This window comes from Brevundimonas sp. Root608, from assembly GCF_001427825.1.
Lineage (GTDB): Bacteria > Pseudomonadota > Alphaproteobacteria > Caulobacterales > Caulobacteraceae > Brevundimonas.
In genome coordinates this window covers 63,261-88,776 of record NZ_LMGT01000006.1, presented here as the reverse complement: position 1 = coordinate 88,776, position 25,516 = coordinate 63,261, and the positions used below count along the sequence as shown (strand labels likewise).

At 69.3% G+C, this 25,516-nt stretch carries 11 protein-coding genes; 10 read left to right on the top strand and 1 reads right to left on the bottom strand.

The window, feature by feature from the left end; translation table 11 throughout:
• The first annotated feature begins 248 nt into the window (after positions 1–248).
• Entirely contained in the window at positions 249–12,176 is an 11,928-nt protein-coding gene (locus ASD59_RS09945; protein ID WP_056621496.1) for an autotransporter-associated beta strand repeat-containing protein, read from the top strand.
• A gap of 132 nt (positions 12,177–12,308) precedes the next feature.
• Entirely contained in the window at positions 12,309–13,238 is a 930-nt protein-coding gene (locus tag ASD59_RS09940) for an ROK family protein (RefSeq protein ID WP_055831420.1), read from the top strand.
• A gap of 64 nt (positions 13,239–13,302) precedes the next feature.
• Here ASD59_RS09940 and ASD59_RS09935 read toward each other — a convergent pair whose 3' ends face one another.
• Positions 13,303–14,067 carry a prepilin peptidase gene (locus ASD59_RS09935; protein WP_235561795.1) on the bottom strand — a complete coding sequence of 255 codons (765 nt, stop codon included), beginning with the start codon at positions 14,065–14,067 and terminating at the stop codon, positions 13,303–13,305.
• Positions 14,068–14,353: 286 nt separating this feature from the next.
• Between ASD59_RS09935 and ASD59_RS09930 the strand changes: the two genes are divergently transcribed.
• The 8 genes from ASD59_RS09930 to ASD59_RS09895 all read left to right on the top strand — a co-directional run bounded on the left by ASD59_RS09930 (position 14,354) and on the right by ASD59_RS09895 (position 25,415).
• Positions 14,354–15,868 (top strand): hypothetical protein, encoded by a 1,515-nt coding sequence (locus tag ASD59_RS09930; RefSeq protein WP_055831418.1) that lies wholly within the window; start codon positions 14,354–14,356, stop codon positions 15,866–15,868.
• A gap of 79 nt (positions 15,869–15,947) precedes the next feature.
• Positions 15,948–18,629 (top strand): TonB-dependent receptor domain-containing protein, encoded by a 2,682-nt coding sequence (locus tag ASD59_RS09925; protein ID WP_055831605.1) that lies wholly within the window; start codon positions 15,948–15,950, stop codon positions 18,627–18,629.
• A 199-nt stretch (positions 18,630–18,828) separates the two neighbouring features.
• A complete protein-coding gene (locus tag ASD59_RS09920) occupies positions 18,829–19,683 on the top strand; it encodes a type II secretion system protein N (RefSeq protein WP_235561794.1) in 855 nt (284 codons plus the stop codon).
• Complete coding sequence (gspD, locus tag ASD59_RS09915) at positions 19,680–21,773, top strand: type II secretion system secretin GspD (protein WP_055831415.1); 2,094 nt, start codon at positions 19,680–19,682, stop codon at positions 21,771–21,773. Before ASD59_RS09920 ends, gspD begins: the two co-directional genes overlap by 4 nt.
• Before the next feature lie 7 nt (positions 21,774–21,780).
• Complete coding sequence (gene gspE, locus ASD59_RS09910) at positions 21,781–23,301, top strand: type II secretion system ATPase GspE (protein ID WP_055831414.1); 1,521 nt, start codon at positions 21,781–21,783, stop codon at positions 23,299–23,301.
• Positions 23,301–24,518 (top strand): type II secretion system inner membrane protein GspF, encoded by a 1,218-nt coding sequence (gene gspF, locus ASD59_RS09905; RefSeq protein ID WP_055831412.1) that lies wholly within the window; start codon positions 23,301–23,303, stop codon positions 24,516–24,518. Before gspE ends, gspF begins: the two co-directional genes overlap by 1 nt.
• An 11-nt stretch (positions 24,519–24,529) precedes the next feature.
• Complete coding sequence (gene gspG / locus ASD59_RS09900; protein ID WP_055831409.1) at positions 24,530–24,979, top strand: type II secretion system major pseudopilin GspG; 450 nt, start codon at positions 24,530–24,532, stop codon at positions 24,977–24,979.
• The gene (locus ASD59_RS09895) at positions 24,948–25,415 is read left to right on the top strand and encodes a GspH/FimT family pseudopilin (RefSeq protein ID WP_082560152.1); all 468 of its coding nucleotides are present in this window, start codon (positions 24,948–24,950) and stop codon (positions 25,413–25,415) included. The genes gspG and ASD59_RS09895 overlap by 32 nt, the downstream gene beginning before the upstream one ends.
• Positions 25,416–25,516 lie beyond the last annotated feature (101 nt).

The following is a 25,516-nucleotide window of genomic DNA, read 5'->3' as shown; positions in this document are numbered from 1 at the left end:
AATCGGGACATCGCCTGCACGCCCCAAGTGTCTCGCCGACGTGGAGAGAAAACCACCACGGAATCTGGAGAAATCCCGCTTCAGGCGAGACGTCCCAAGTTTGGGACGAACGCCGCTATGCGAGCCATTCCTTCACTATGGTTGCCAATGTATTACCGCCGTCCGTTTGGTGTGGGCGACGTGTGCTCCCTCTGTGCGTGGTTGATATTTAGCGTCGGCGGAAGCCGGCCGTTCGGGGTGAGTTCTACATGTCGGCTTCCAACAAGCGCCCCGTCGCGGGCTCGCGCACGCCTGCTCGCTCGAACACCAGCGCCGACGCGGCGCGGCGGATGCGTATGGGCCTGCTGGGATCCACAGCCCTGATCGCGGCGTCGCTGGCGGTCTCCCCGGCCTTCGCCCAGGTTGTCGTGAACCCCGCCGGCGGCGGCACGATCACCCGGTCAGGCGGCGGCGCTCCCACGGTCAGCGACCAGTCCGGATCCGGCGGCGGCATCCAGATCTCCAACATCAGCCAGTCGACCACGACCACGGTCGACAGCGTGGTCATCAACAACACCACCGGCGCTCCGACGGCCGACGCCTTGCGCATCCTGGGGTCGACCGGCGGCCTGAACTCGACCGGCGTGACCCTGACCGGCGTCAACACCCTGACCACGACGGTGAACGGGGGCGCGGCGCTCTACGTCCAGACCAACGCCAACATGGGCATCGGCATCACCTCCAGCGGCTCGACCTTCACGGGCAGCTACGGCATCAACCTCCTGGCCGCCTCGGGCTATGTCTCGTTCGACGCCTCGAACCAGAGCCAGTCGTTCGTCGCCAACGGCACCCACATCGCCGGCTTCAACGCCGTCACCGCCGTCAACGCCAGCATCCAGCTGGGCTCGTCAACCTTCTCGGGCTTCGACACCGGCATCAATTCGAGCAATTTCTACGGCAGCTTCGTCGAGATGACGGGCGGCTCGATCAATGCGCTGGTCACCGGCATCCGCACCGACGCGACGGGCGGCCGCAGCAACATCCAGTCCCAGGCGGCGATCGTCGCCCCGACGGGCATCCACTCCACCAACACCGCCGGCGCCGAGATCACCACCAGCGGCGGCGGCACGATCAACAGCACCTCGAACGGCGTTGGCACCGGGATCATCGCCACCAGCAGCGGCGGCACCAACGTCGACCTGTTCTCGATCAATGTCGGTGCGGCGATCGGCAACGTCACGGCGTTCGCCACAGGCGTGGACCTGTCGACCACCGGCACCTCGACGAACACGATCAACCTCACGACCACGGCGGCGATCACCGCCACGGCTCGCGCCATCAGCGTGACCGCCGGGACGTTCGGCAACACCGGCACGTTCAACCTGGGGGCCAACGTCACCGGCGCGACCGGCGTCTATACGAACGTCGGCAACTACGCGGTCAACATCGCCGCGGGCGTCACCATCACATCGACCGGCAACACGTCCTCGAACGCCGCCCTGTATCTGGTCAACGGGACGAACACGGTCACCAACAACGGCGCCCTGACCGCCAGCGGCACGGGCAGCCACGGCGTGCACTTCAGCAGCGACGGCCTGGTGACCAATACCGCGACCGGAACGATCACCGGTTCGAGCGGCATCTGGTACCAGAACGTCGCCTCGGTGAACAACGCCGGGACGATCACCGGAACCGGATCGACGGGCACCGCGGGCGTTTACGGCTCCGGCGGCGCTTCGGTGACCAACACGGGCACGATCACCGGCTACGACGGCGTCTATTCCGGCGGCAACCCCACCACGCACAACAACAGCGGCACGGTCACGGGCGTTGCGCACGGCTACAACGTGAACGGCGGCCGCATCACCCTGACCAACAGCGGCGCCATCAACACGGCCGGTGGAACCGGCGGCGCCGGCCTGTCGGGACTGCGGTTGAACACAACCGGTTCACCCAACACCGTGACCAACAGCGGTACGATCACCGGCGGCGGCGACGCCACATACGGCTTCGGCGTGGAGGTCGCGGACGGCGTCGTGACGCTGACCAACAACTCGGGCGGCGTGATCAGCGGCGGCGTTGGCGGCATCCGGCTGGCCAGCGACGACCTGGCGGTCATCAACCTGAACCTTGGCTCGACGGTGACCGGCCAGATCCTGTCGGACAATACAGGCACGCGGACCGTCACGGTCGCCGGCCTTCTGGACGGCGCCTATAACGCCGCCTCCGGCACCGGCGTCGATACGATCGCCCTGGCGTCGACCGGCGCGATCACCGGCGCAGTCGCGCTCGGTGGCGGCAACGACCAGTTCACCTGGCAGGGCGGCGCGATCGGTTCGACGATCAACGCCGGCGCGGGCACCGGCGACACCTTCAACAGCCAGCTGGGCGGGGGCGGCTCCGGGTCGCTCAACCTCTCCAATCTCTCGAATTTCGAGACCTACAACCACCTCAGCGGCACGCTGACTCTGACGGGCAGCCGGAACGGCGGGGCGGTGTGGGACATCGCGACCGGCACGACGCTGAACCTCTCGGGCTCGCTGACCAACGTCGGCGGCACGGGCTTCGGCATTACGGCCGCCGCAGGCGCGACCGTCAATGTGCTCGGCACGGGCGTGCTCGACAACTGGATCGGCCTCTACTTCAACGGCGGCGCCACCAGCACCGCGAGCAACTCGGGCTCGATCACGGGCCAGTCCACCGGCATCTTCAGCACCTCGGGCCGGGTCAACTTCACCAACAACGTCGGCGCTACCGTCTCAACCGCTGGCGCGAGCGCGGGCGTGGCCATCGCTCTCGCGAGCGGCGGCGGCACGATCGTCAACAACGGCACGGTGACCGCGGTTACCAACGCTCTTACGTCCTCCAACACGGGAACCGGGGGCAGTGCATCCAGCCTGACGAACGCGGGGACCCTGGAGGGCATCTCGGCCGGTCTCGTCATGACCGGCAGCGGCGCTTTCGGGGTGACCAACACGGGCTCGATCAACGGCTCGGCCGTCGGCACGGGCGCCGGGATCTCGCAGACGGCCGGAACCGTCACCATCGCCAACAATTCCGGCGGCACGATCAGCGGCAACGGCTATGCCGTCAACGTCACCACGAGCGGCGCTCTTGCCTTGACCAGCGCCTCCGGCGCGACGATCTCCGGCGGATCGGTCGCGGCCATCCAGGCGAACACCAGCGGTACGGCTACGATCGATCTTCAGGCCGGATCGACGACGACCGGCGACGTGATCCTGTCGGGAAGCGGCGCGCGCACGGTGACCGTCGCGGGCGGATTCTCCGGCAACCTTGACGCCACGGGCAACAGCGGCGCGGTCAACCTGACCCTGAACACCAGCGCCACGGGCTACACCCTGCTGCACGCCGGCTCGGGCGTGGACAGCCTGACCTTCAACGGTTCGGGCTCGCGCAGCTTCAGCGTCGACAATCTGAGCGGCTGGGAGACCGGCTCCTTCACGGGCGGCGCCTGGACTCTGACCGGCACCGGGAACCAGAACAGCTTCACCTCGGGCCTGACCATCAACGGCGCGGCCCTCACGGTAAGCAACACCCAGCAGTTCCAGGGCGCGACCGGGCTCACCCTGACCGGCGGCGGCTCGATCACGACCACGGCGTCGCTGAGCAATACGCGGACCCTCGCCATGACCGGCGCGGGCAGCCTTGGCGCAGCCTCGGGCCAGACCCTGACCCAGTCGGGCGTCGTCAGCGGCGCCGGCGTCCTGACCCTCAACGGGCCCGGCACCGTCAACCTGTCGGGCAACAACACCTACACCGGCGGCACGGTCGTCAACGCGGGCATCCTGCGGCTGAGCCACACCAGCGCGGCGGGTACAGGCCTGATCCGGATGATCGATCCGCAGATCGATTTCGCGGCGACCGGCACCTACAACAACGCCATCTCGCTGGAAGTCGTCGACGGGCAACAGGCGGCCGATCCGACCATTCTCAACAACACCTCGGGCGGCGCCATCACGCTTGCCGGCCAGATCTATGAGACCGGCGGCGTCGGCGGCGCGAACCAGTATGTCACCTTCAGCGGCGGCTCCATCACCCTGACGAACAGCGCCAACACGTGGGGCGGCGTCACCCGGATCAACTCCGGCGCCACCCTGCTGGGCACGACGGCCTCGATCTCGGGGGCCAGCATCGTCAACAACGGCACGCTGACCTATCAGAACGCATCCGCCGGGACAGCCAGCCAGGCCATCTCGGGCTCCGGCGCGATCAACATCAACGGCACGGGCGCCACGACCCTGGCCGGCGCGATCACCACCACCGGCCAGCTGACGGTCAGCGGCGCGGGCGCCAATCTGATCCTTGGCGGCTCGCGCACCGGCTCAACCAACACCGGCGCGGTCATCAGCGGCGCGGGCGCCAGCCTGACGGTGGCGAACGGCGCATCCCTGCAGAGCGGCCAGTACAACGGCGTCCGCATCACCAGCGGCGGCGTTGGCGCCACTGTCACCAATCTCGGCCTGCTTCAGAACGCCGGCACCGGCGGCGACGGAACCGTCGGCGCGGGCATCTATGTCCTCAACGGCGGCGCGGGCGGCACGACCACGGTCAACAACGGCTCGATCACCGACACGGGCGCGGGCTCGACCATCCAGGGCCGCAACGCCGGCGTCCGGCATGAGTCCGGCTCGACCGATCTGCTGGTGGTCAACAACTACGGCCTGATTGTCGGCGATCTGTACAACGGCGTCGAGAACACCGCCGGCGGCCTGACCGTCAACAACTTCGCGGGCGGCTACATCACGGCCACGCTGGGCAACGGCGTCTCCAGCGCCTCCGCAAGCGCGGTCAGCATCACCAACGCCGGCACGATCGGCCGCAACATCGCGGGCACGGTCACGGTCAACGGTTACGGTGTGGCCACCAACGGCGTCCTGACGCTGGTCAACCAGGCCAATGGTCTGATCACCGGGACGCTGGGCGGGGTCCAGAGCAACGCGGCCGGCAGTTCGATCACCAACCAGGCCGGCGGGACCATCCTCGGCAACTACGGCGTCGTCACGGCCGGCGGAACCATCAACAACTCCGGCCTGATCCGGGGCTTCAATGACGCGATTATTCTGAACGGCGCCACCGCCCTGACCAACAACGCCGGCGGCCTCATCGTCGGCGCCGGCAACGAAGGCGTCTTCGTCAACGCGAACGGCAGCACCATCAGCAACGCCGGCCTGATCGTGAACTCGCTGAGCGGAATCGGCGCGAACTTCTCGGTCGCGATCACCAACTCCGGCGTCATCGCCAGCGGCGCGGCGCCCGACGCAGCGACCACGTCCGCCCACATCAGCCGCAACACCGGTACGGCGCTCGCGCTGGGCGCCGGCGGCTCGGTCACCAACCTCGCCGGAGGCGAGATTCTCGGGGGCGTCGGCGTCAGCTTCAGCAACGGCGCTTCCGGAACGCTCAGCAACGCCGGCCTGATTGACGGCTCGATCGGCTACGGGGTGCAGATGACCGGCGCCGGCACGATCACCAACCAGTCGGGTGGCGCGATCGGGGGCTGGTTGGGTTCGATCCAGCTGTCCGGCGCGGGCAGCAAGACCCTCGACCTGTTGGCCGGCTCGACTACCAACGGCCAGATCCTGTCCACCGCGACCGGCACGCAGACCGTCGGCATCGCAGGCTTGCTGAACGGCGCCTACGACGCCACGACCGGCTCGGGGATCGACAACCTTACGCTCGCGTCGACGGGCTCGATGACCAGCGCGACCCTGGGAGCCGGCGCCGACAGCTTCCTCTACCAGGGCGGCGCGTTCAGCGGCCTGATCGACGCCGGAACCGGCACGGACAGCTTCACCTCGAACCTCAGCGGCGGCGTCGCCTCGGTCAATCTGAACAACCTCGCCAACTTCGAAACCTTCGCGCACCAGTCCGGCACGCTGACCCTGACAGGGACTGGCGCCTTCGCGGGCGGCGCCACGGTTCAGGGCTCCCTGATCGTCAACGGCACGCTCCAGGCGGCGGCCACTGTCGCCAACGGCGCCACGCTGAACGGCGGCGGCTCCGTCACGGGCGCGGTCACGGTCGCCAGCGGCGCCACCCTGATCGGCGCCCAGGGCACGACCCTGACCATGGGCTCGCTGGACCTGTCATCGGGTTCTACCATCAATGCGACCTTCAGCGGCGCGGGTGGTCCCGCCCTGTTCGCCGTCACCGGCGACCTGACGCTGGACGGCACGGTCAACGTCGCCAGCACCGGCGCCTATGGTTTCGGCGTCTACGGTCTGATGACCTATGGCGGCGTCCTGACCGACAACGGCCTCGTCATCGGCACGACGCCGGCCGGCGCCCAGCGCGTGGCGGTGCAGACTTCGGTCGCGGGCCAGATCAACATCGTCCACGCCCCGACGGAATTGCTGTTCTGGGACGGCGGCCCGGGCGGCCATGACAATGGCGCGGTCAACGGCGGCGCGGGCACCTGGACGGCCGCTGGCTCGGAATGGACCGACTCCAGCGGCCTGTTCAACGGCGCCATGCAGCCGCAGCCCGGCTTCGCCATCTTCCAGGGCGTCGGCGGCGTCGTCACCGTCGCCAACGGTGCAGGTGCGGTCGGCGTGACCGGCATGCAGTTCGCGGCGGACGGCTATCGCATCCAGGGCGACTCCATCACCCTGGCGAACGCCACCAACACGATCCGTGTCGGCGACGGCACGGCCCCGAGCGCGGCCTGGACGGCGACCATCGCCTCTGAACTGACGGGCTCCGGCGGACTGGTGAAGACCGACCTCGGCACGCTGATCCTCGCGGGTGAGAACACCTACAGCGGCGGAACCACCATCAACGCCGGCACGCTGCAGATCGGCGACGGCGCCGCGGCCGGCTCGATCCTCGGTTCGGTGGTCAACAACGCGGCGCTGGTCTTCGCTCGCAGCGACAATCACGACTTCGCCAACGCCGTCAGCGGTTCCGGCACGGTCGGCGTCCGCGGCGTGGTGACCCTCAGCGGGGCGATCACGGCCAGCAACGGCGTCAACGTCGCCGCCGGTTCCACTGCGACCCTGTCGAATGTCAGCGTCGCCAACGGCGCGGCCGTCACCGCCGGCCTGAACTCGACGGTGAACGTGGCCTCGGGCGGTACGGTGTCGACCGCGAACGGCGCCGGCGTCGTCTTCACCGGTTCGGGCTCGCTGACCAATAGCGGTCTGATCAACGGCACGACTGCCGGCGTCGCCCTGAACGGCGGCGGCGCCCTGAGCAACCTGTCAGGCGGCGAGATCCGTGGCGTCAACGGCGTCACGGCCAACACGCTGGCGAGCGTCGCCAACGCCAGCGGTGCTACGATCGCGGCGACGACGGGCAACGCCGTCCGCCTGGTGGGGTCAGGATCCAGCGTCACCAATGCCGGCGTCATCTCCGCCGGAAGCGTGTTCTCGGCGGTCTATTTCGATGGCGTCGGCACGGTGACCAACCAGGCCGGCGGCTCGATCTCGAATACCGCGACGGCCGTTCAGTTCGTCGGCGCGGGATCGACCCTGGACAACGCCGGCGCCATCTCGAACACCAACACGAACGCGGCGGTCTATTTCAACAACGCGGGCACGGTAACCAACCGGGCGACCGGAACGGTCAGTTCGACCAACGGCTATGGCGTCCAGCTCGCCGGGGCCAACGCCTCGATCACGAACTTCGGATCGATCACCGCCGGCCTGCGCGCGGTCTCGCTCGACGGCGCGAACTCGACCCTGATCAACTCGGGTTCAATCACGGGCGGAAACGCCGCTGTGCTCGCCGCCGGCGGTTCGGTGACCAATAGCGGGTCGATAATCGGAACCGGCGGCTCGGGCCTCGCCTTCTCGAACGGCGGCGTCGTCGACAATCAGCTCAATGGGCTGATCCGCGGCGCCACCAACGGCGTGAACGGGGCCGCCGGCATGGCCACGGTGACGAACGCCGGCGCGATCACGGGCCTCAACGGCGCGGGCGTACGTCTGGCGGGCGGCGGCTCGGTCGACAACCTCTCAGGCGGTTCAATCAGCGGGACGAGCGCGGCGATCCTTTCGGTCGGCTCGTTCGTCGACACCATCACCCTGCGCGACGGCTCGACGCTGACCGGGGGACTGTCGCTGGCCGGCGGCGACGACACCCTCTTCATGCATGGCGGGGCCGCAACATCGGGGCTCATCGACGGCGGCGATGACTTCGATGCGTTCGTGGTCGCGGGCGCCGGTTCGTCGAGCTTCGACATCGGCAATCTGATCAACTTCGAATCCCGGACCATGAATGGCGCGGGAACCTTCACCCTGACCGGCGTGGACGCCTCGACGGTGACGTGGACGATCAACTCCGGCACCCTGGCGGTCAGCGGCGGCGCCGCGATCAACGACGCCGTGACGGTGACCATCGCCGCGCCGGGCGCGCTTCAGCTGAACGCCAGCGAGCGGATCGGCGCCCTGAACGGCTCGGGCTTCGTGGCGCTTGGATCCAGCACGCTCACCGTGGGCGGCGCGGGCGCCAGCAACTACGCCGGCGTCATCGGCGGCTCGGGCGGCGTCACGGTTACGGGCGGCGGCGTACTCACGCTCAGCGGCGCGAACACCTACACCGGCGCCACAACGGCCTCGGGCGCAACACTGCGCCTCGGCGCCTCGAACGTGCTCGCCGACGCGACCAACCTGACGGCCAGCTTCGGCGGTGTCGTCGACATGGGAACGTTCAGCGACACCGTCGCGACCTCGACCTTCTTCACCGGAACCCGGCTCGACGGGACGGGAACGCTGACCGCCGGCAGCTACACGAGCTACGGCGCGGTCATCAACGCCAACCTCGGCGCCGGAACGTTCAACGCGATTGCCGGTACGACCACGCTGAACGGAACGGCTGGCGCGGGCCAGGTCCTCGTCAATGGCGGCGCCCTGTCGCTGGGCGCGTCGAACCGGCTGGCCGACACCGCCACGGTATCCGTATCGTCGGGTTCCAGGCTTGAGCTCAACGCCTTCAACGAAACCGTCGGCGTTCTGACGTTGAACGGCCTTCTGAACGGCACCGGCACGCTGACCGCGGCGCAGTACGCCCTGAACGGCGGCACGGTGAACGCCAATCTCGGGTCCGGCGCCCTGTTCAGCATCGGATCCTCGACCCTGAACGGCACGGCCTCGGCCGGCCAGGTGGCTGTCACGGGCGGAACGCTGACGCTGGGATCCTCGAACCGGTTGGCGGACGGAGCCGCGGTGACCGTGGCCTCCGGCGCGACGCTGGCGCTCGGCGGCTTCACCGACACCGTCGGGACAATCGATCTCGCCGGCGTTCTGGCGGGAACGGGCACCCTGACGGCGGGGACTTACACCCTGTCCGGCGGCGTCGTGAACGCCAATCTGGGGGCCGGCCTGCTGATCCAGCAGTCGGGCGTTTCCACCCTGAACGGAATGTCGGGCTCGGCGCAGGTGTCGGTCAACGCCGGTACGCTCGACCTGGGCGCCTCGAACCGTCTGGCCGACACGGCCACGGTTTTGGTGGCCTCGGGGGCGACGCTGAACCTGAACGCCTTCGATGACACCGTCGGCCTGGTGCTGCTGAACGGCACACTGGGCGGAACCGGCACGCTGACGGCCGGCGAATATGATCTGAACGGCGCGACCATCAACGCCAACCTCGGCGCCGGCAATCTGTTCAATGTCGGCGGCGTCTCGATCCTGACCGGGTCAAGCGCGGCGGCCAATGTCGTTGTGCAGGCCGGCACGCTCGACCTGGGCGCCTCGAACCGTCTGGCCGACACGGCCACGGTCTTGGTGGCCTCGGGCGCGACGCTGAACCTGAACGCCTTCGATGACACCGTCGGCCTGGCGCTGCTGAGCGGCACGCTGGCCGGGACCGGCACGCTGACGGCGGGCGAGTACGATCTGAACGGCGCGACCGTCAACGCCAACCTCGGCGCCGGCAATCTGTTCAATGTCGGCGGCGTCTCGATCCTGACCGGGTCAAGCGCGGCGGGCAATGTGGTGGTGCAGGCCGGGACGTTGACGCTGGGCGCTTCGAACCGTCTGGCGGATACGGCCACGGTCTCGGTCGCTTCGGGCTCGATCCTGAACCTGAACGGCTTCGACGACACCGTCGGCCTGGCGATGATCAGCGGCGCCCTGAACGGCACGGGGACGCTGACGGCGGCCCAGTACCAGCTGAACGCGGCCACGGTGAACGCCAACCTCGGCGCCGGAGCCCTGTTCAATCTGGGCGGGGTCTCGACCCTGAACGGAACGGCGGCGGCCAGCCAGGTCTCGATCGACGCCGGCACGCTGCGGCTGGGCGCCAACGAGCGCCTTTCGGACGCGGCGTCGGTCTGGACGGCGGCGGGGGCGACCTTCAACGTCAACGGCTTCAACGAGCGCGTCGGCGCCCTGTTCGGAACCGGCAATGTCGACGTCGGCGCGGGCCGCCTGACCTTCGGCGGCGTCGAGTCGGGCTTCGGCGGCCGTCTGTCGGGCTCGGGCTCTCTGGTTCACACCGGCGGCCTGTTCACCCTGATGGGCGATCACACCATCGCATCGATCAGCAACACCGGCGGCGAACTGCGCTTCCTGGGCACGACCACCGGAGGCCTGACGGCCTCGGGCGGCAGCGTGACCGGGGCGGGCACGATCGGCGGAGCCCTGAGGGCGTCGAACGGCGCGGTCCTGTCCCCCGGCCTGGCCGGCGTCCAGGACGGCATCGGCGGCTTCACCGCGGGCGGCCTGACGCTGAACGGCGGCACGCTGGCCATCGACGTGCTGGGCAAGTCGGGCGGGAATCTGATCGACCAGCTGCGCATCAACGGCGCGGCGACCCTGACCGGCGGCCTGCTGGCTCCGACCTTCCGGGGTTCGGCGGCCACGGACTTCGACTTCTCGACCCGCTACCTGTTCCTGCAGGCCAACACCCTGGTGGGAACCTTCGCCAACGGCGGGACCTTCACCGCGGCGGGTCCGGAGAACCTGTTCTGGCGGGTCCGTTACGATCTGAGCCCCAACGGCGCCGTGCTGGAACTGCGCGAGTTGACCGACTTCGATCCGGGCGCGACCGGAACCGGAAACCAGCGGGCGGTGGGCCAGGCGCTCTCGGGCGGCCAACTGAACGCTTCGGATGACTTCGCCGGCATCCTCAGCCTCATCGCCGGCCTTAACGCCGCCGACCGGGCGGCGGCCTTCGACAGCATCAGCGGCGAGCCGCTCGCTGACATGACCACCTCACTGTTCGGCGCCAACGACAGCTTCCTGACCGCAGTGCGCGACGGCGGCCTCGGCGGCCGGGATGACGGCGGCGAGGCGATGAACTTCGTCGACGGGCTGAGCTTCGCCGGGGGTCGCGACAACGTGGCCGACCGTCTGGGCGACGTCCTGGGCGCCTTCGATCCGTCGGCCTCGACCGCACGCGGCGCGGGCGGCTGGGTCTCGGCCTACGCCGGCGACCAGACTCTGGACGGCAAGCCGGGCCAGGCTACAGTCGACAGCCGCCTGAACGGCTTCGCCGGCGGCTATGGCGTTCGCAACGGTTCGATGAGCATCGGCGCGGCCGGCGGCGTCAGTCGTCTGGAAGGCGATGTCGCGGCCCGCGACGCCCATTACGAAAGCGACCTGTCGCACGCGGCGGCCTATGTCGCCTTCGACGACGGCGCCTGGGCGACGGACGTGACCGCGACCTTCTACGGCGGCGACCTCGACAGCCGTCGCGGCGTCCGGGTCGGCGCGTTCGGCGGTCAGGCCATCGGCAACACCCACGTCGAGGGCCAGGCGCTCTCGGCCAGCGTGGCGCGCCGCTTCCAGGTGTCGGACAACACCATGATCGCCCTCGGCGCCATCGGCACGGCGTCCAACGCCTCGGTCGACGGCTTCACCGAAACCGGCGCTGGCGGCCTGTCGTTGCAGGCCTCGGGGCTGGAGCGTGACTGGCAGTCGCTGCAGCTCAGCGCACGCGCGACGCAGGACTATCGCGTCGACGGGCGCGGCTTCCGGATCTACGCCGGAGCCGGCGTCCTGGCCACGACGGGCGACCGTCAGGCCACGGGCGACATGCGCTTCAGCGGCGCCCCGACGGGCTTCGGCGCCTTCACCATCGAGGGTGCGGAAACGCCGCCGCTGGCCGGTCTCGCCGACTTCGGTCTCGAGGTCGGGGTCGCCGAGGGCGTGACCGTGTCGGCCGGCTATCGGGGCCTGTTCAGCGAGCGTCTGCAGGACAACCAGATCGGCGTGAAGCTCAAGGCCAGCTGGTAAGCTTCGGACGCGCCCCCGCCCTGACGGCGGGGGCGTCGCCCCATCCCTGAAAAGCCGACGGTTCGCGAACCCTTGTGCGCGGCCCCGCGACGGGCGATGGACGGTCGTCCTTGTTGCGCAGTTGGGGGCTTGATGTCTGATCGGGGTCCGCTACTCGCCGGGGTCGAACTGGGCGGGACCAAATGCGTCTGCCTGCTGGCCTCCGGGCCTGACGACGTCCGCGAGGAGGTCCGGATCGACACCTCCGCGCCCGCGGAAACGCTCGCCGCCATCCACGGCGTCCTGTCCCGCTGGCAGGACCGGGAAGGGTTCGCGGCCATCGGCGTCGCGAGTTTTGGTCCGCTGGAGCTCGATATCGGGGCGGCCGGATACGGCTGCATCGTCAACACGTCGAAGGCCGGCTGGAGCGGCGCCGACGTGCTGGCGCTCCTGCGCGGCTTCGGCGCGCCGACCGGGTTCGACACGGACGTCAACGGCGCGGCCCTGGCGGAGGGGCGCTGGGGCGGCGCGCGGGGTCTGGACAGCTACGCCTACATCACCGTCGGCACGGGCATCGGCGTCGGCTCGGTGGTGCGGGGCCTGACCCTCCGGGGGCTGGGACATTCCGAGGCGGGGCATCTGCGCATCCCCCGCATGCCCGGAGAAACCTGGGCCGGCGTATGCCCGTTCCACGGAGACTGCGTCGAGGGACTGGCCTCCGGCCCGGCGATCCAGATGAAGGCGGGCGGGCCGGGCCATGGGCTCGGGCCTTCCAGCCCCGTGTGGAACGAGGTGGTTCACGCCCTGGCGGCCCTGCTGCACAATCTGGTGCTGACGACGGCGCCGCAGCGGATACTGATCGGCGGCGGGGTGGTCGGCGGACATCCCTTCCTCCTGCCCCGGCTGAGAGAGGCGCTGATTCACAGTCTGAACGGCTACGGCGCGGCGCCCGGGATCGTCGAGGTGATCAGGGAATTCGTCGTGGCGCCCGCGCTGGCGGATCGCGCCGGTCCCCTCGGCGCGATCGCTCTGGCGGAAGACGCCCTGGCCGATCAGGTCGCGAGGCAGGGTCGCGCGACCTGACTGCGGGGGAGGGCGTCGCCGCTACACGCCGGTCTCGCCCGGGCGATGAAACGACAGGCTGGCGTCAAAGACCGATCGGACCGTAGAGCCATGTCATCCAGGCCCCGATGGCGAGAAAGACGCCAAACGGCAGCCGGTCGCCTCCGGACACCGCTCTCTGTGACAGGCGTCTGGCCAGAATCACGCTGAGCCCCGCGGCGGAAGCCCATAACAGGACGCTGGGAAGCGCCAGCCATCCCACCCACGCACCGATCGCCCCCAGCAGATAGGGATCTCCTCCGCCCAAGCCCTCCCGCCCCCGCAGCCGGCGGTAGGCCAGGGCCAGGGCCCAAAGGGTGAAAAAGCCCAGGCCAGCGCCCGCGAGGCTGTCGCGCAGATTGGCCTGATCCAGCACCAGCGCCGCACCGAGGCCCGTCGCCATGAGCGGGAGGGTGAGGCGGTCGGGCAGCCAGAAATGCTCCCCGTCGATGACGGCCAGCAGCAGGAGTTGCCAGCCCAGCAGCGCCGTCAGAAGCGCGCCCGGCAATGTCGGCTGGGCGATGGCCGCCCAGGCCCCGATGGCCCCGCACGCAAGTTCCATCAGCGGATAGCGGGCAGGGACAGCCCCTCTGCACGCGGGACAGCGCCCCCCTTGAGCCAGGTAGCTCAGCACCGGCACGAGAGACCAGGGGGGCAGGGTTCGGCCGCACGCCCGGCATTGCGATCTTCCCCAAAGCACGCCTTCGCCTTGCGGCAGGCGGATGCTCAGAAGGCCGACAAAACTGCCCACGATCAGGCCCAGCAGGGCCAGACCTGTCATCAGCAGGGGCGGCGGGGCGGCGTCGAACAAGGGCGGTCCAGGCTTGAACGGATCCAGATGGGCCCCCCTTAGAGCCCGCGCAAGTCGCGCACTAGCGGCGGTCTGTGACAGTTGAGCCGTGCCGGGACGGGTTTTCACGGAACCGCGAAGACAACTTCACACAAGCGCACCGGAACCGTCACCGTACGGCGTCGGCCCCGTCATATCCCACCCCTAACCACAGCGGTGGGCAGGGGGCGATTCCGTCGTCGCGTCAGGATCTGGGTTCCTGGCGACCTCTGTCGTGAAATTCTTTTGCACAGACACGGTGAAAACGATGACCGGCTTTCGACTGACGACCCTGCTCGCGGTTTCCGCCAGCGCCCTGACCCTGGCCGCTTGCGGCTCGGCCGAAGTCGCATCGCCTGGAGAGGGTGATTTCGGCGACGGCGGCGGCGGCGGGGGCGGCGTGACGCCCCCGCCCGCTCCGGGCACGCCGGCGGCCGACTGCCCGACCGGCTTCGCCAACGTCGGCCTGATCGCCGGCAACACCCTGCGGGTCTGCCAACTGCCGCAACAGATCAACGGCGCCCTGACGGTGCCGCTGCGCGCCGGCACCATCTATTCCATCACCGGCCGCACCGCGGTCGGCACCGACCGCGGCGTCGATCCGGCGGCCCCGATCGCCGGCAGCGAGCAGGGCATACTGACCATCGAGGCGGGCGTCCGCATCTTCGCCTCGGGCGGCTCCGACTATCTGCTGGTCAACCGCGGCTCGCAGCTGTTCGCGGAAGGCACGGCGACGAACCCGATCGTCTTCACGAGCCGCCAGAACGTCGAAGGCACGACCACCGAGAGCTCGCAAGGGCAGTGGGGCGGCATCGTCCTGGCCGGCCGCGCGCCGCAGGCCAATTGCCAGCTGACCGCGCCGGTGACCTGCACCGGCACGGTCGAAGGCACCAGCGCCTTCTACGGCGGCAACACGCCGTCGGATAATTCTGGCCGTCTGCGCTACGTCCAGATCAAGTTCTCGGGCTTCGAAATCTCGACCGGCAACGAGCTTCAGGGCCTGACCATGGCCGGCGTCGGCTCTGGCACCACGGTCGATCACATCCAGGTTTACAACAGCTCGGACGACGGCATCGAAATCTTCGGCGGCAACGTCAACCTGCGCCACATCGTCATCAACGGCGCCGACGACGATGGTCTGGACACCGACACCGGCTGGCGCGGCGGCGCCCAGTTCGGCATCGTGACGCAACGGGCCCCCGGCTCGACCAGCCGCAGCGCCGGCTTCGAATTCTCGTCGGCCCCGGCCTCCGTACCGCTGGCCACCCGCTATGTCTCGCGGCCCTTCATCGCCAACTGGACCCTGGTCGGCCGCAACGCGCCGACCAATGCCCATACCGTGGCGCACTTCGACACCGGCAATGACGCGACCGTCATCAACTCGGTCTTCACCAGCGTGGCGGGTTCGGCCGCGGGCTGCCTCGACATCGCCGACGCCGACACGGTCACCAGCGCTCCGGCCTTCAACTCGGTGTTCATGTCCTGCGGCCTCTCGTTCCGGCCCGGCGGCACCGCCGCGCAGTCGGGAGCCGTCTTCAACGCCGGTACGGGCAACACCCCCGCCGGAACCTCGACCCTGACGGCTCCCGGCGCGGGAACGAGCATCAGCAACCAGGTGCTGACGTTCATCAACGGCGCCAATGAAACCGCCGTGACCCCGGCCAACGCCCCGGCCGTCTATCCCTTCTTCCAGGCCACGACCTACATCGGCGCCGTCCAGAACGCCGCCGACACCTGGTACCAGGGCTGGACCTGCGGCCTGACCGCCGGCGCGACCTGCTGATGACGGATGCGCGGAGGCGGCCCGAACGGGTCGCCTCCGGCCTTCGCGTATCCCGTTGAACCCCTTCAAGGCGCAGATCATGAAGACAGTTACCCTGACCCTGAGCGGGGTCCTTCTGGCCACCAGCGCGCTGATCGCGCCGGGGCTGGCCTATGCTCAAACGCCGCCGGTCCAGGCCGCGCCGCAAACCGCCACCGCGCAAACGCCGGCCGCACAGGCCGAGCCGCAAGCGGACGACGGCTCCCAGCTCGACGAGGTCGTGGTTCTGGGCCGCTACATCCCGGAGCCGAACCGCGAAAGCGCCGAAGTCGCCGCCTTCCTGACGGCCGAAGACCTGCAGCGCACCGGCGACAGCAGCGCCGCCGGCGCCCTGGCGCGCGTCACCGGCCTGACCGTGGTCGAAGGCCGCTTCGTCTATGTGCGCGGTCTCGGCGAGCGTTATTCGTCGGCCCTGCTGAACGGTTCGCCCCTGCCCAGCCCCGAGCCGCTGCAGCGGGTCGTTCCGCTGGATCTGTTCCCGTCCAGCATTCTTGAGAGCGTCACCGTCCAGAAGTCGTACTCCGTCGACTTCCCCGGCGAGTTCGGCGGCGGCGTGATCGACCTGCGCACGGTCGATGCGCCCAACGAACCCTTCTTCTCGATGTCGGCGTCGGTCGGCGGCAATACAGAGACGACCAACAAGGAAAGCCTGATCTATTACGGTTCGCGCACCGATTTCACCGGCTTCGACGACGGCACGCGCGACGTACCCGGCCCGCTGGCCCTCGCGTTCGAGCGGGGCGTTCCGGTCAACAGCGCCAACTTCGAGGCGCAGCAACTGCAGCGGATCGGCCAGTCCCTGATCAACGCGCCATTGCGCCTGTTGCAGCGCGAAACCACGCCGGTGAATTTCGGCTTCGACTTCGCGGGCGGCCTGAAAAGCGACAGCAGCATGGGGACCTTCGGCCTGATCGCCGTCGCGGGGTACAGCAACAGCTGGTCGACCCGGAACGGCGTCCAGGAGGAGGGCCAGTTCTCCGGCTCCGTCCTGGTGCCGGTCACCAGCAAGGCCTTTGAGTCGAACCAGAACGACATCCAGCTGAACTTCCTGGGCGGCCTGTCGCTGACCAACGAGAACAGCGAGATCAAATGGACGAACTTCTTCGTCCGCAACGTGACCAAGGAAGCCCGCATCAGCGCCGGTCCTGATTTCGACGCCGGCGGCGAGGTTCAGCGGTCCGATTTCACGGAATGGTTCGAACGCCAGCTGTTCTCCAGCCAGCTGGCCGGCGAGCATGAATTCATGGACGGCGCAGTCGAGCTCGCCTGGCGGGCCGCCTATGCGAAGACCGAGCGGGACGCGCCGTACGAGACGCGCTTCGAATACGGCCTCGATACCAGCGGCAATTTCGTCCACGAGATCGGCGGCAACCGCATCTCGTTCAGCGAACTGGACGACGACATCGTCTCGGGCGGGGCCGACCTCAGCTACACCCTGCCGCTGTCGGACTATCGCGAAGCCGTCTTCAGCGTCGGCGTCGCATACTCGGACAACAACCGCGACGCCCAGCGTCGCGACCTGCAGTTCGTGCCCGCCAGCACCCTGACGGAAGAGCAGCGTCAGTCGCGGGTCGACTATCTCTACTCGGACTTCAACATCCGCCCGGACGGTCTGATCCTGACGGAAATCACCGGCGGCGCCGGCAGCGGCGCGGCGGCCTATTCGGCCCAGCTGGAAGTCGCCGCGGCCTACGCCCAGGTCGACGCCGAGATCATCCCGCTGGTGCGCACAACCTTCGGCGTGCGCTATGAGGACGGCCAGCAGTCGGTCATCACCCGCGACCTGTTCGGCGGGGCCGCGCCCTTCGCGCCGACCGAGATCGAGGAGCAGTATTTCCTGCCTTCGTTCACGGCGACCTGGAATTTCGCCGAGGACCAGCAACTGCGTCTGGGCGCTTCCCAGACCATCGGTCGCCCGCAGTTCCGCGAACTGGCGCCGCAGTCCTATACGGACCCGGAAACCGATCGCGAGTTCACCGGCAACCCTTTCCTGGTGGACACCGAGATCCTGAACCTCGACGCCCGCTACGAGTGGTTTTTCGCCCGCCAGCAGTTCCTCACGGCCGGCGTCTTCTACAAGGATCTGGACAAGCCGGTTGAGTCGACGATCGTGACCTCCGGCAACGCGCGTCAGCAGTCCTTCATCAACTCGCCGCAGGCCACCATCTACGGGGCCGAAATCGAAGCGAAGAAATTCTTCGAATTCCCCGACGCCGGCATGGCCTTCATCGCCAACAAGCGCTGGCTGGTCCAGGCCAACTACACCTGGTCGGACTCCGAAGTGAATGTCGAGGCGGGCGATATCGTCCGCACGCCGGGCGGCGGCGGCGCCGACGAGGATGCGACCTTCTTCATCCAGGATGGCAGCCGTCTCCAGGGCCAGTCCGAGCACGTCGCCAACCTGCAACTGGGCTGGGAGGACGATACGGCCCGGTCCCAGGCGACGATCATCGTCAACTACGTCAGCGAGCGCATCAGCGCCCGCGGCGCCGGCGGGGCAGGCAACCGCGAGCCCGACTTCATCCAGGATCCGGGCATCTTCCTCGATTTCGTGTACCGCAAGGACTTCGAGTACGGGGGCCGCGATCTCGGTTTCGCGCTCGAACTGCGCAATCTGCTGAACACCGATTTCGACGAGTACCAGGAGCTGGGCAACAAGATCCTGATCAACAACTACGAGCTGGGATCCAGCGCCTCGGTCAGCCTGACCGCGCGCTTCTAGATCATACCGGGGAGGTCGCGCGGGCGGCTTCCCCGGACCGTTGCGCGACTGTTTTGCGGCGGTTCGTCCGTGGGCGCACCAACCGTCACGGACAGTTCGCCGGGCCGTCATGTGGCGGTGAAGCCGGACCCGGACGATTGGTCTAGGGAGTCCGCCGGGCCGTCGGGGCTCCGTGGGGCACGCCATAGTGATCGGCGCAGTGCGCAGTTTCAGAGACCAGGTTCGGGACGCCATTGCGGCGCGTCCGGATCGCGTGCGCGCCGGCGTCGAGATCGCCCTGGCCATGGCGCTGGCCATCCAGCTGGGTCAGCTGGTCTGGATCGTCGCCCAGCCTCGCGCCGAGACCGCGACCGCGAGTTCCACGCCGCTCGAGGTCTCCCCGCCGGACTATTCGGTTTTCCAGCGTTTCGACGCCTTCTTCCGCACCGGCGACCTCAGCAGTCTGGCCGAGGCCACGGCGGCGGGCAGCAGCCAGATGCGCCTGTTCGGCGTTCGCGCCGGCGGCGCGGGCGGCGGCTCCGCCATCATCGGCCTGGCCGACGGACGGCAGGTCTCTGTCGGCGTCGGCGAGGAGGTCGAGCCGGGCCTGATCCTCCAGTCGGTCGGCCAGGATCACGTCACCCTGGCGCGCGGCGGCTCGATCACCCGCCTGATCTTCAGCGACACGCCCGTCGGCGCCGCCCCGCCGCCTCCGCCGCCGCCCGGACCCCAGACCGTCAGCCCGCCGGCCGAAGCCGCCCTCGCCGTCGCCCCGGCCGCGGCGGCCGGACCCTGGGTCGATCCCGCCCGGCTGATGGCCCAGGCTTCGCTGCGGCCCCGCATGCAGGGCCTGCGCGTCAACGGCTTCACCGTCTCGGCCGCCGGCGACGGCGCCGCGCTGAAGGCTGCCGGCCTCCGGTCGGGCGACGTCATCCTCGCCGTCAACGGGACCTCGCTGGACAGCCTCGACCGCATCGCCGGTCTGCGAGGCCAGCTCGCCAACAGCACCAGCGCCGAGATCCGCTTCGAACGCGGCGGCGCCGTGCAGACCACCACCATAAGGACAGGCCGTTGAAGCGATCGAACCGAAGCGTCCTGGCCGCCGTCCTCGGGGCGCTCATCGCCGTGCAGGGCCCCCTGGCGGCGACGCCCGTGCTGGCCCAGTCGGGCGAGCGCCAGACCCTGAACGTCCAGGGCGCCGACATCCGCGCCTTCATCCAGGACGTGGCCCGCTCGACCGGTCGCACCTTCATCGTCGACCCGGCGGTCAGCGGCACGGTGACCGTGACCAGCGACCGCCCGCTGAGCCGCGCCCAGCTATTCGAGGTCTTCCTGTCGACCCTGCGCGCCAACGGCCTGGTGGTGACCCCGACCTCATCGGGCGCCTACCGCATAAGCCCGGCCCAGGGCGCGGCCCAGGGACCGTCGACCGTCGGTTCGGAACGCTTCTCCACCGAGGTCTTCCAGTTGCGCAACATCGACGCCGCCTCGGCCGCCGAGACCGTCCGCCCGCTGGTCGGACCGCAGGGCCAGGTGCTGGCCAATCCCGGCGCCAACAGCGTCGTCGTCGCCGACTTCTCCGACAATCTCGCCCGCATCCGCTCGCTGATAGGCCGCATCGACGTGGACCGCACGGGCTTCGAGGTCGTGACGCTGCAGAACTCCTCGGCGCGCGAGATCGCGGCCGTGCTGCAGTCCGTCCTCGCCCCGCCGGGCGGCCAGCCGGGGCAGGGGATGGCCACGGTGACGTCGGTCGAGAGCTCCAACTCCATCGTCCTGCGCGGCGACCCCTCGGCCATGGCCCGCATCCGCCCGCTGATCGAGGATCTGGACCGCCGGGCGGAGTCCGCCGACGACGTCAAGGTCATCTTCCTGCAGCACGCCAACGCTGAGGCCCTGCTGCCCGTCCTGCAACAGATCGTCGGCCAGCAGGTCACGGCCGCCAGCGCCAATGCAGTGCCCGCCAGTGCTTCGCGCGGTGGTTCGGGCGACACAGCGGCCGCGGTCATTCCGGCCAGCCCCATGGCCACCGCCCCCGTCCCGGGCCAGCGCGCCACCATCGCCCGCTTCCCCGGCGCCAACGCCCTGGTGATCTCGGCCTCGGCCGACACCCAGCGGATGCTGTCAGAGGTCATCCGCCAACTGGACCAGCGCCGCCAGCAGGTACTGATCGAAGCCATCGTGGTCGAGCTGTCGGACAACGCCGTCAAGGAGTTGGGGGTCCAGTGGCTGCTCGCGGGTGAGGACGGCAATCCGGTCGGCCTGACCAATTATTCCGACCGCGCCACGCCGCTGGTCCCCATCGCGGGCGGCGTGGGGGCGGGTCAACTGGAAGACGACAACCCCCTACGCGAACAGCTGCAGAACCTGGCGCTGAACACGCTTCTGGGCGCCAACGGCTTCATCGGCGGCGGCGGGGGCAGCATCGGCAACGGCCTGTTCGGCTTCATCATCAACGCGGCCAAGACCGACGAGGGCTCCAACCTTCTCCAGACCCCGTCGCTGATGACGCTGGACAATGAGGAGGCCACCATCCTGGTCGGCCAGGAAGTGCCGATCACGACCGGCGAGACCCTGCTGGACGGCAATTCCAACCCTTTCCGCACGACCCAGCGCCAGGACATCGGCGTCAAGCTGATCGTGCGGCCGCAGATCAACGCCGGCGGCTCCATCACCCTGTTCCTGCGCCAGGAGGTGTCCAGCATCAACGGCGTCCTGACCAACTCGGCCAGCGACCTAGTGCTGAACAAGCGCGAGCTGGAGACGACGCTCGTGGTCGACGATGGCGATATCGCCGTGGCCGGCGGCCTGCTGGACCAGAACGACCGGCTGTCTGTCGACAAGGTGCCGGGGCTGGGCGACATCCCCTATGTCGGCGCCCTGTTCCGCTCGACCAGCCGCCAACGCGGGCGGACCAATCTGATGGTCTTCATCCGCCCGACCATCATCCGCAATGCGGGCGACGCCCAGACCCTGGCCGCCGATCGCTGGGGCTATATGCGTCAGCAGCAGCTGAACAACGCCCCGGGCGTCGAGCCCGGCCTCGACGAAATGCTGCGCGACTACATGCGCACCCAGCCGCCCGTCGCGTCCGGCGCGATCGCGCCGGTCGGCGAGGTGGTCATCGGCCCCCTGCCGCCCGTCCAGACGAGCCCCGGAGGCTGAGGCCGCCATGATCACCCTGATCAATCCGACCCTGCCCTATGGCTTCGCCAAGCGGCACGGCGTGATCCTGCTCGAGGCCGGCGACATCGCCGTGGTCGGCCTGCGCGAGGGCGCCGATCCCTCGGCCCTGATCGAGACGCGTCGCGCCCTCGGTCGCCCCCTGCGCGTCGAACCGCTCGGTCAGGCCGCCTTCGACCGCCAGCTGTCCGAGGTCTACGCCGGCGACCACCTGAACGCCGCCGACAGCGATGATCTGGACATGCCGTCCGGCCTCGAAAGCCTGATCGACGACATTCCCGCCGCCGCCGACCTGCTGGACACGGCCGACGACGCCCCGGTCATCCGTCTGATCAACGGCATCATAGCCGAGGCGGTCCGCACCGGTGCCTCGGACATCCATCTGGAGCCGTTCGAGACGGCCCTGACCGTGCGCATGCGCGTCGACGGCGTGCTGCGCGAAACCCTGTCGCTCAATCCCCGGATCACGCCCCTGCTGGTGTCGCGCATCAAGGTTATGGCGCGGCTGGACATCGCCGAGAAGCGCGTGCCCCAGGACGGGCGCATCCCCCTGACGCTGGGCGGCAAGACGCTTGACGTGCGCGTCTCGACCCTGCCGTCGCGCGCCGGCGAGCGAGTCGTGCTGCGCATCCTCGACAAGGAGCAGGCGGGCCTGACGCTGGACCGGCTTGGCATGTCGTCCGAGGCGCTGGACGCCTTCCGCCACGCGCTGAAGGAGCCGAACGGCATCATCCTCGTCACCGGCCCGACGGGCTCGGGCAAGACCACCTCGCTCTACGCCGGCCTGTCGCTGCTGAACGACGCCACGCGCAACATCCTGACGGTCGAGGACCCGGTCGAATACGCCATCGACGGCGTCGGCCAGACCCAGGTCAATCCCAAGGTCGGCATGACCTTCGCCGCCGGCCTGCGCGCCATCCTGCGTCAGGACCCGGACGTGGTCATGGTCGGCGAAATCCGCGACGTCGAGACGGCCCGGATCGCGGTCCAGGCCTCGCTGACCGGCCACCTCGTCCTGTCGACCGTCCACACCAATGACGCCGCGGGGGCCATCACCCGCCTGCGCGACATGGGCGTCGAGCCCTTCCTGCTGGCCTCGACCCTGCGGCTGATTGTGGCCCAGCGGCTGGTGCGGCGGCTGTGCGGCGAATGCCGCCGGCCCGAGACGGCGGACGCGGCCACGGCCCGGCTGGCCGGGGTCGAGCGCGGCGCCCGCGTCTGGCGGCCGCAGGGCTGCGCCCACTGCCAGAACACCGGCTATGTCGGTCGCGTCGGCCTGTACGAAGTCATCCGCGTCGACGACCGCGTGCGCCGCCTGATCGCCGCCGAGGCTGATGAGGAAGCCATCAACGCCGCCGCCTTCGGCAAGGCGGGAGCCGACACCCTCACCCAGCGGGCGCGCGCGCTTGTTCTCGAGGGCGTCACCTCGGTGGAGGAGGCCGTCCGCGTCACCCGCCAGGAAACGGCGGATCTCGAGCCCGACGCCGCCGATCGCGGGGTCGCGGCCTGATGGCGGCCTTCGACTATGTCGCCGTCGACGCCGGCGGGCGCACCGTCACCGGGGCGGTGACCGCCGCCGACGAGGGCGCCGTGCGCGCCGTCCTGGCCCGCCGCCGTCTGATGCCGCTGGAGGTCACGACCGCGCGCGGCGCCGTCTCGCGGACCGAACAGGCCGGACCGCGCAAGGCGACGAAACTCAATGCCAAGACCCTGGCCCTGACCACCCGCCAGCTCTCCACCCTCGTCTCCGTCGCCCCGATCGAGGAGGCCCTGCGCACCATCGCGCTGCAGGCCGACCGTCCGGCCGTCCGCCGCGTGCTGGACGGCGTCCATGCGGGCGTGATGGAGGGCCGCCGCCTGTCGGACGCCATGGCCCTGCAGGGTCAGGCCTTCCCGCCGCTGTATCGGGCTATGGTCTCGGCCGGCGAGACCTCGGGCGCGCTCGAGCCGATCCTCGAACGCCTCGCCGATGGGCTGGAGCGCGATCAGGTGGTGCGCGGCAAGGTGATCACCGCCCTGGTCTATCCGATCGTGCTGGCGGTCGTGGCCCTGGGCGTCATCACCGCCATGATGACCTTCGTCGTGCCCAGGGTGGTCGACCAGTTCGACAGCATGAACCAGACCCTGCCGCTGCTGACGCGGTTGGTCATCGGCGTCTCCCAACTGATGCGCGACTGGGGCTGGTTGCTGGCGCTGGTCCTCGTCGCCGGCGGCCTGATCGGCGCGGTCCTGCTGCGCAATCCGGCGATCCGCCTGAGGGCCGATACGTCCGTGCTGCGGCTACCCCTGATCGGCCGTCTGACGCGTGACCTGCACGGGGCGAAGATGGCCCGCACCCTGTCCACCATGATCGCGGCCGGCCTGCCGGTGCTGGAGGGTCTGACCATCACCGCCCGCACCGTCTCCAACCGCCGCCTGCGCCTCGCCACCGAGACCATGGCCGAGGCGGTGCGCGAGGGCGGGGGGCTGTCCGCCGCCATGCGCCGCGCCGACGTCTTCCCGCCGATCCTCGTCTACATGACCGCCTCGGGCGAGAGCAGCGGCCGGCTGGAGCCCATGCTGGAGCGCGCCGCCGACTATCTGGAGCGCGAATTCTCCACCTTCACCGCCGTGATGCTCAGCCTGCTGGAGCCGGCGATCATCGTCGTCATGGGCGGCGTGGTCGCCCTGATCGTGCTGTCGATCCTTCTTCCCATTCTGCAGATCAACACCCTGGCGATGGGGTGAGGAGCGTGGCCATGACGACTGAAATCGAACGTAAAATCTCAAAGCGTCGCCGGCGAGCCGGCTTTACGCTCGTCGAGCTGATGGTGGTCATCGTCATCATCGGCCTTCTGGCCACGGTGGTGGCGATCAACGTCCTGCCCAGCCAGGACCGGGCCATGGTCGGCAAGGCCAGGGCCGACATTTCCACCCTGGAGCAGGCCATCGAGACCTACCGCCTCGACAACCTCGACTTCCCGGCGGACCTGCAGGCGCTGGTCGCGGCCCCGGCCGGTCTGGTCAATCCGGACCGCTACCGTCCCGGCGGCTATGTGCGCCGCCTGCCCGAGGATCCGTGGGGCAATCCGTACGGCTACCGCCGCCCCAGCGCGCACGGCGGCCAGTTCGACGTCTTCTCCCTGGGCGCGGACGGCAAGGAGGGGGGTGAGGGCAATGACGCCGATCTGGGCAACTGGCAGGGTTAAATCCCGTGCTGGCCGAGCGGGCTTTACATTGGTCGAGCTGCTGATGGTCGTGGCCATCCTCGGCCTTGCCGCCGGCGCGGTCGTGTTGGCGGTTCCCGATCCGCGCCCGGCCGTCGGCGCCGAGGCCGTGCGGTTCGCGGCCCGGCTGTCGAGGGCGCGCGACGAGGCCGTGCTGTCCAACCGCCCGGTCGCTGTCGAGGTCACCCCGGCGGGCTACGCCTTCACCGTCTTCGACGGCCGGGAATGGTCGGCGCTGTCCGATGGTCCGTTCGGGCCCGAGACCTGGCGGGCGGGGACGGCCGTCAGCCCCGCCGAAAGCGCGCGCTTCGTCTTCGATCCCACCGGCGTCGCCGAGCCGGCGACCCTGACGCTGGCCCGCGACGGCAAGGGCAAGACCGTGACGGTGGACGGGGCGGGGGAGGTCACCCTCCGATGATTTTCCCGACTTTCCGATCATCCCGGCGAAAGCCGGGACCCGGTCCTTTCGTGGGGCGGACTTTTCGGGATCGCTTTCGGTGCGCACCCTGTGCGGCCGAT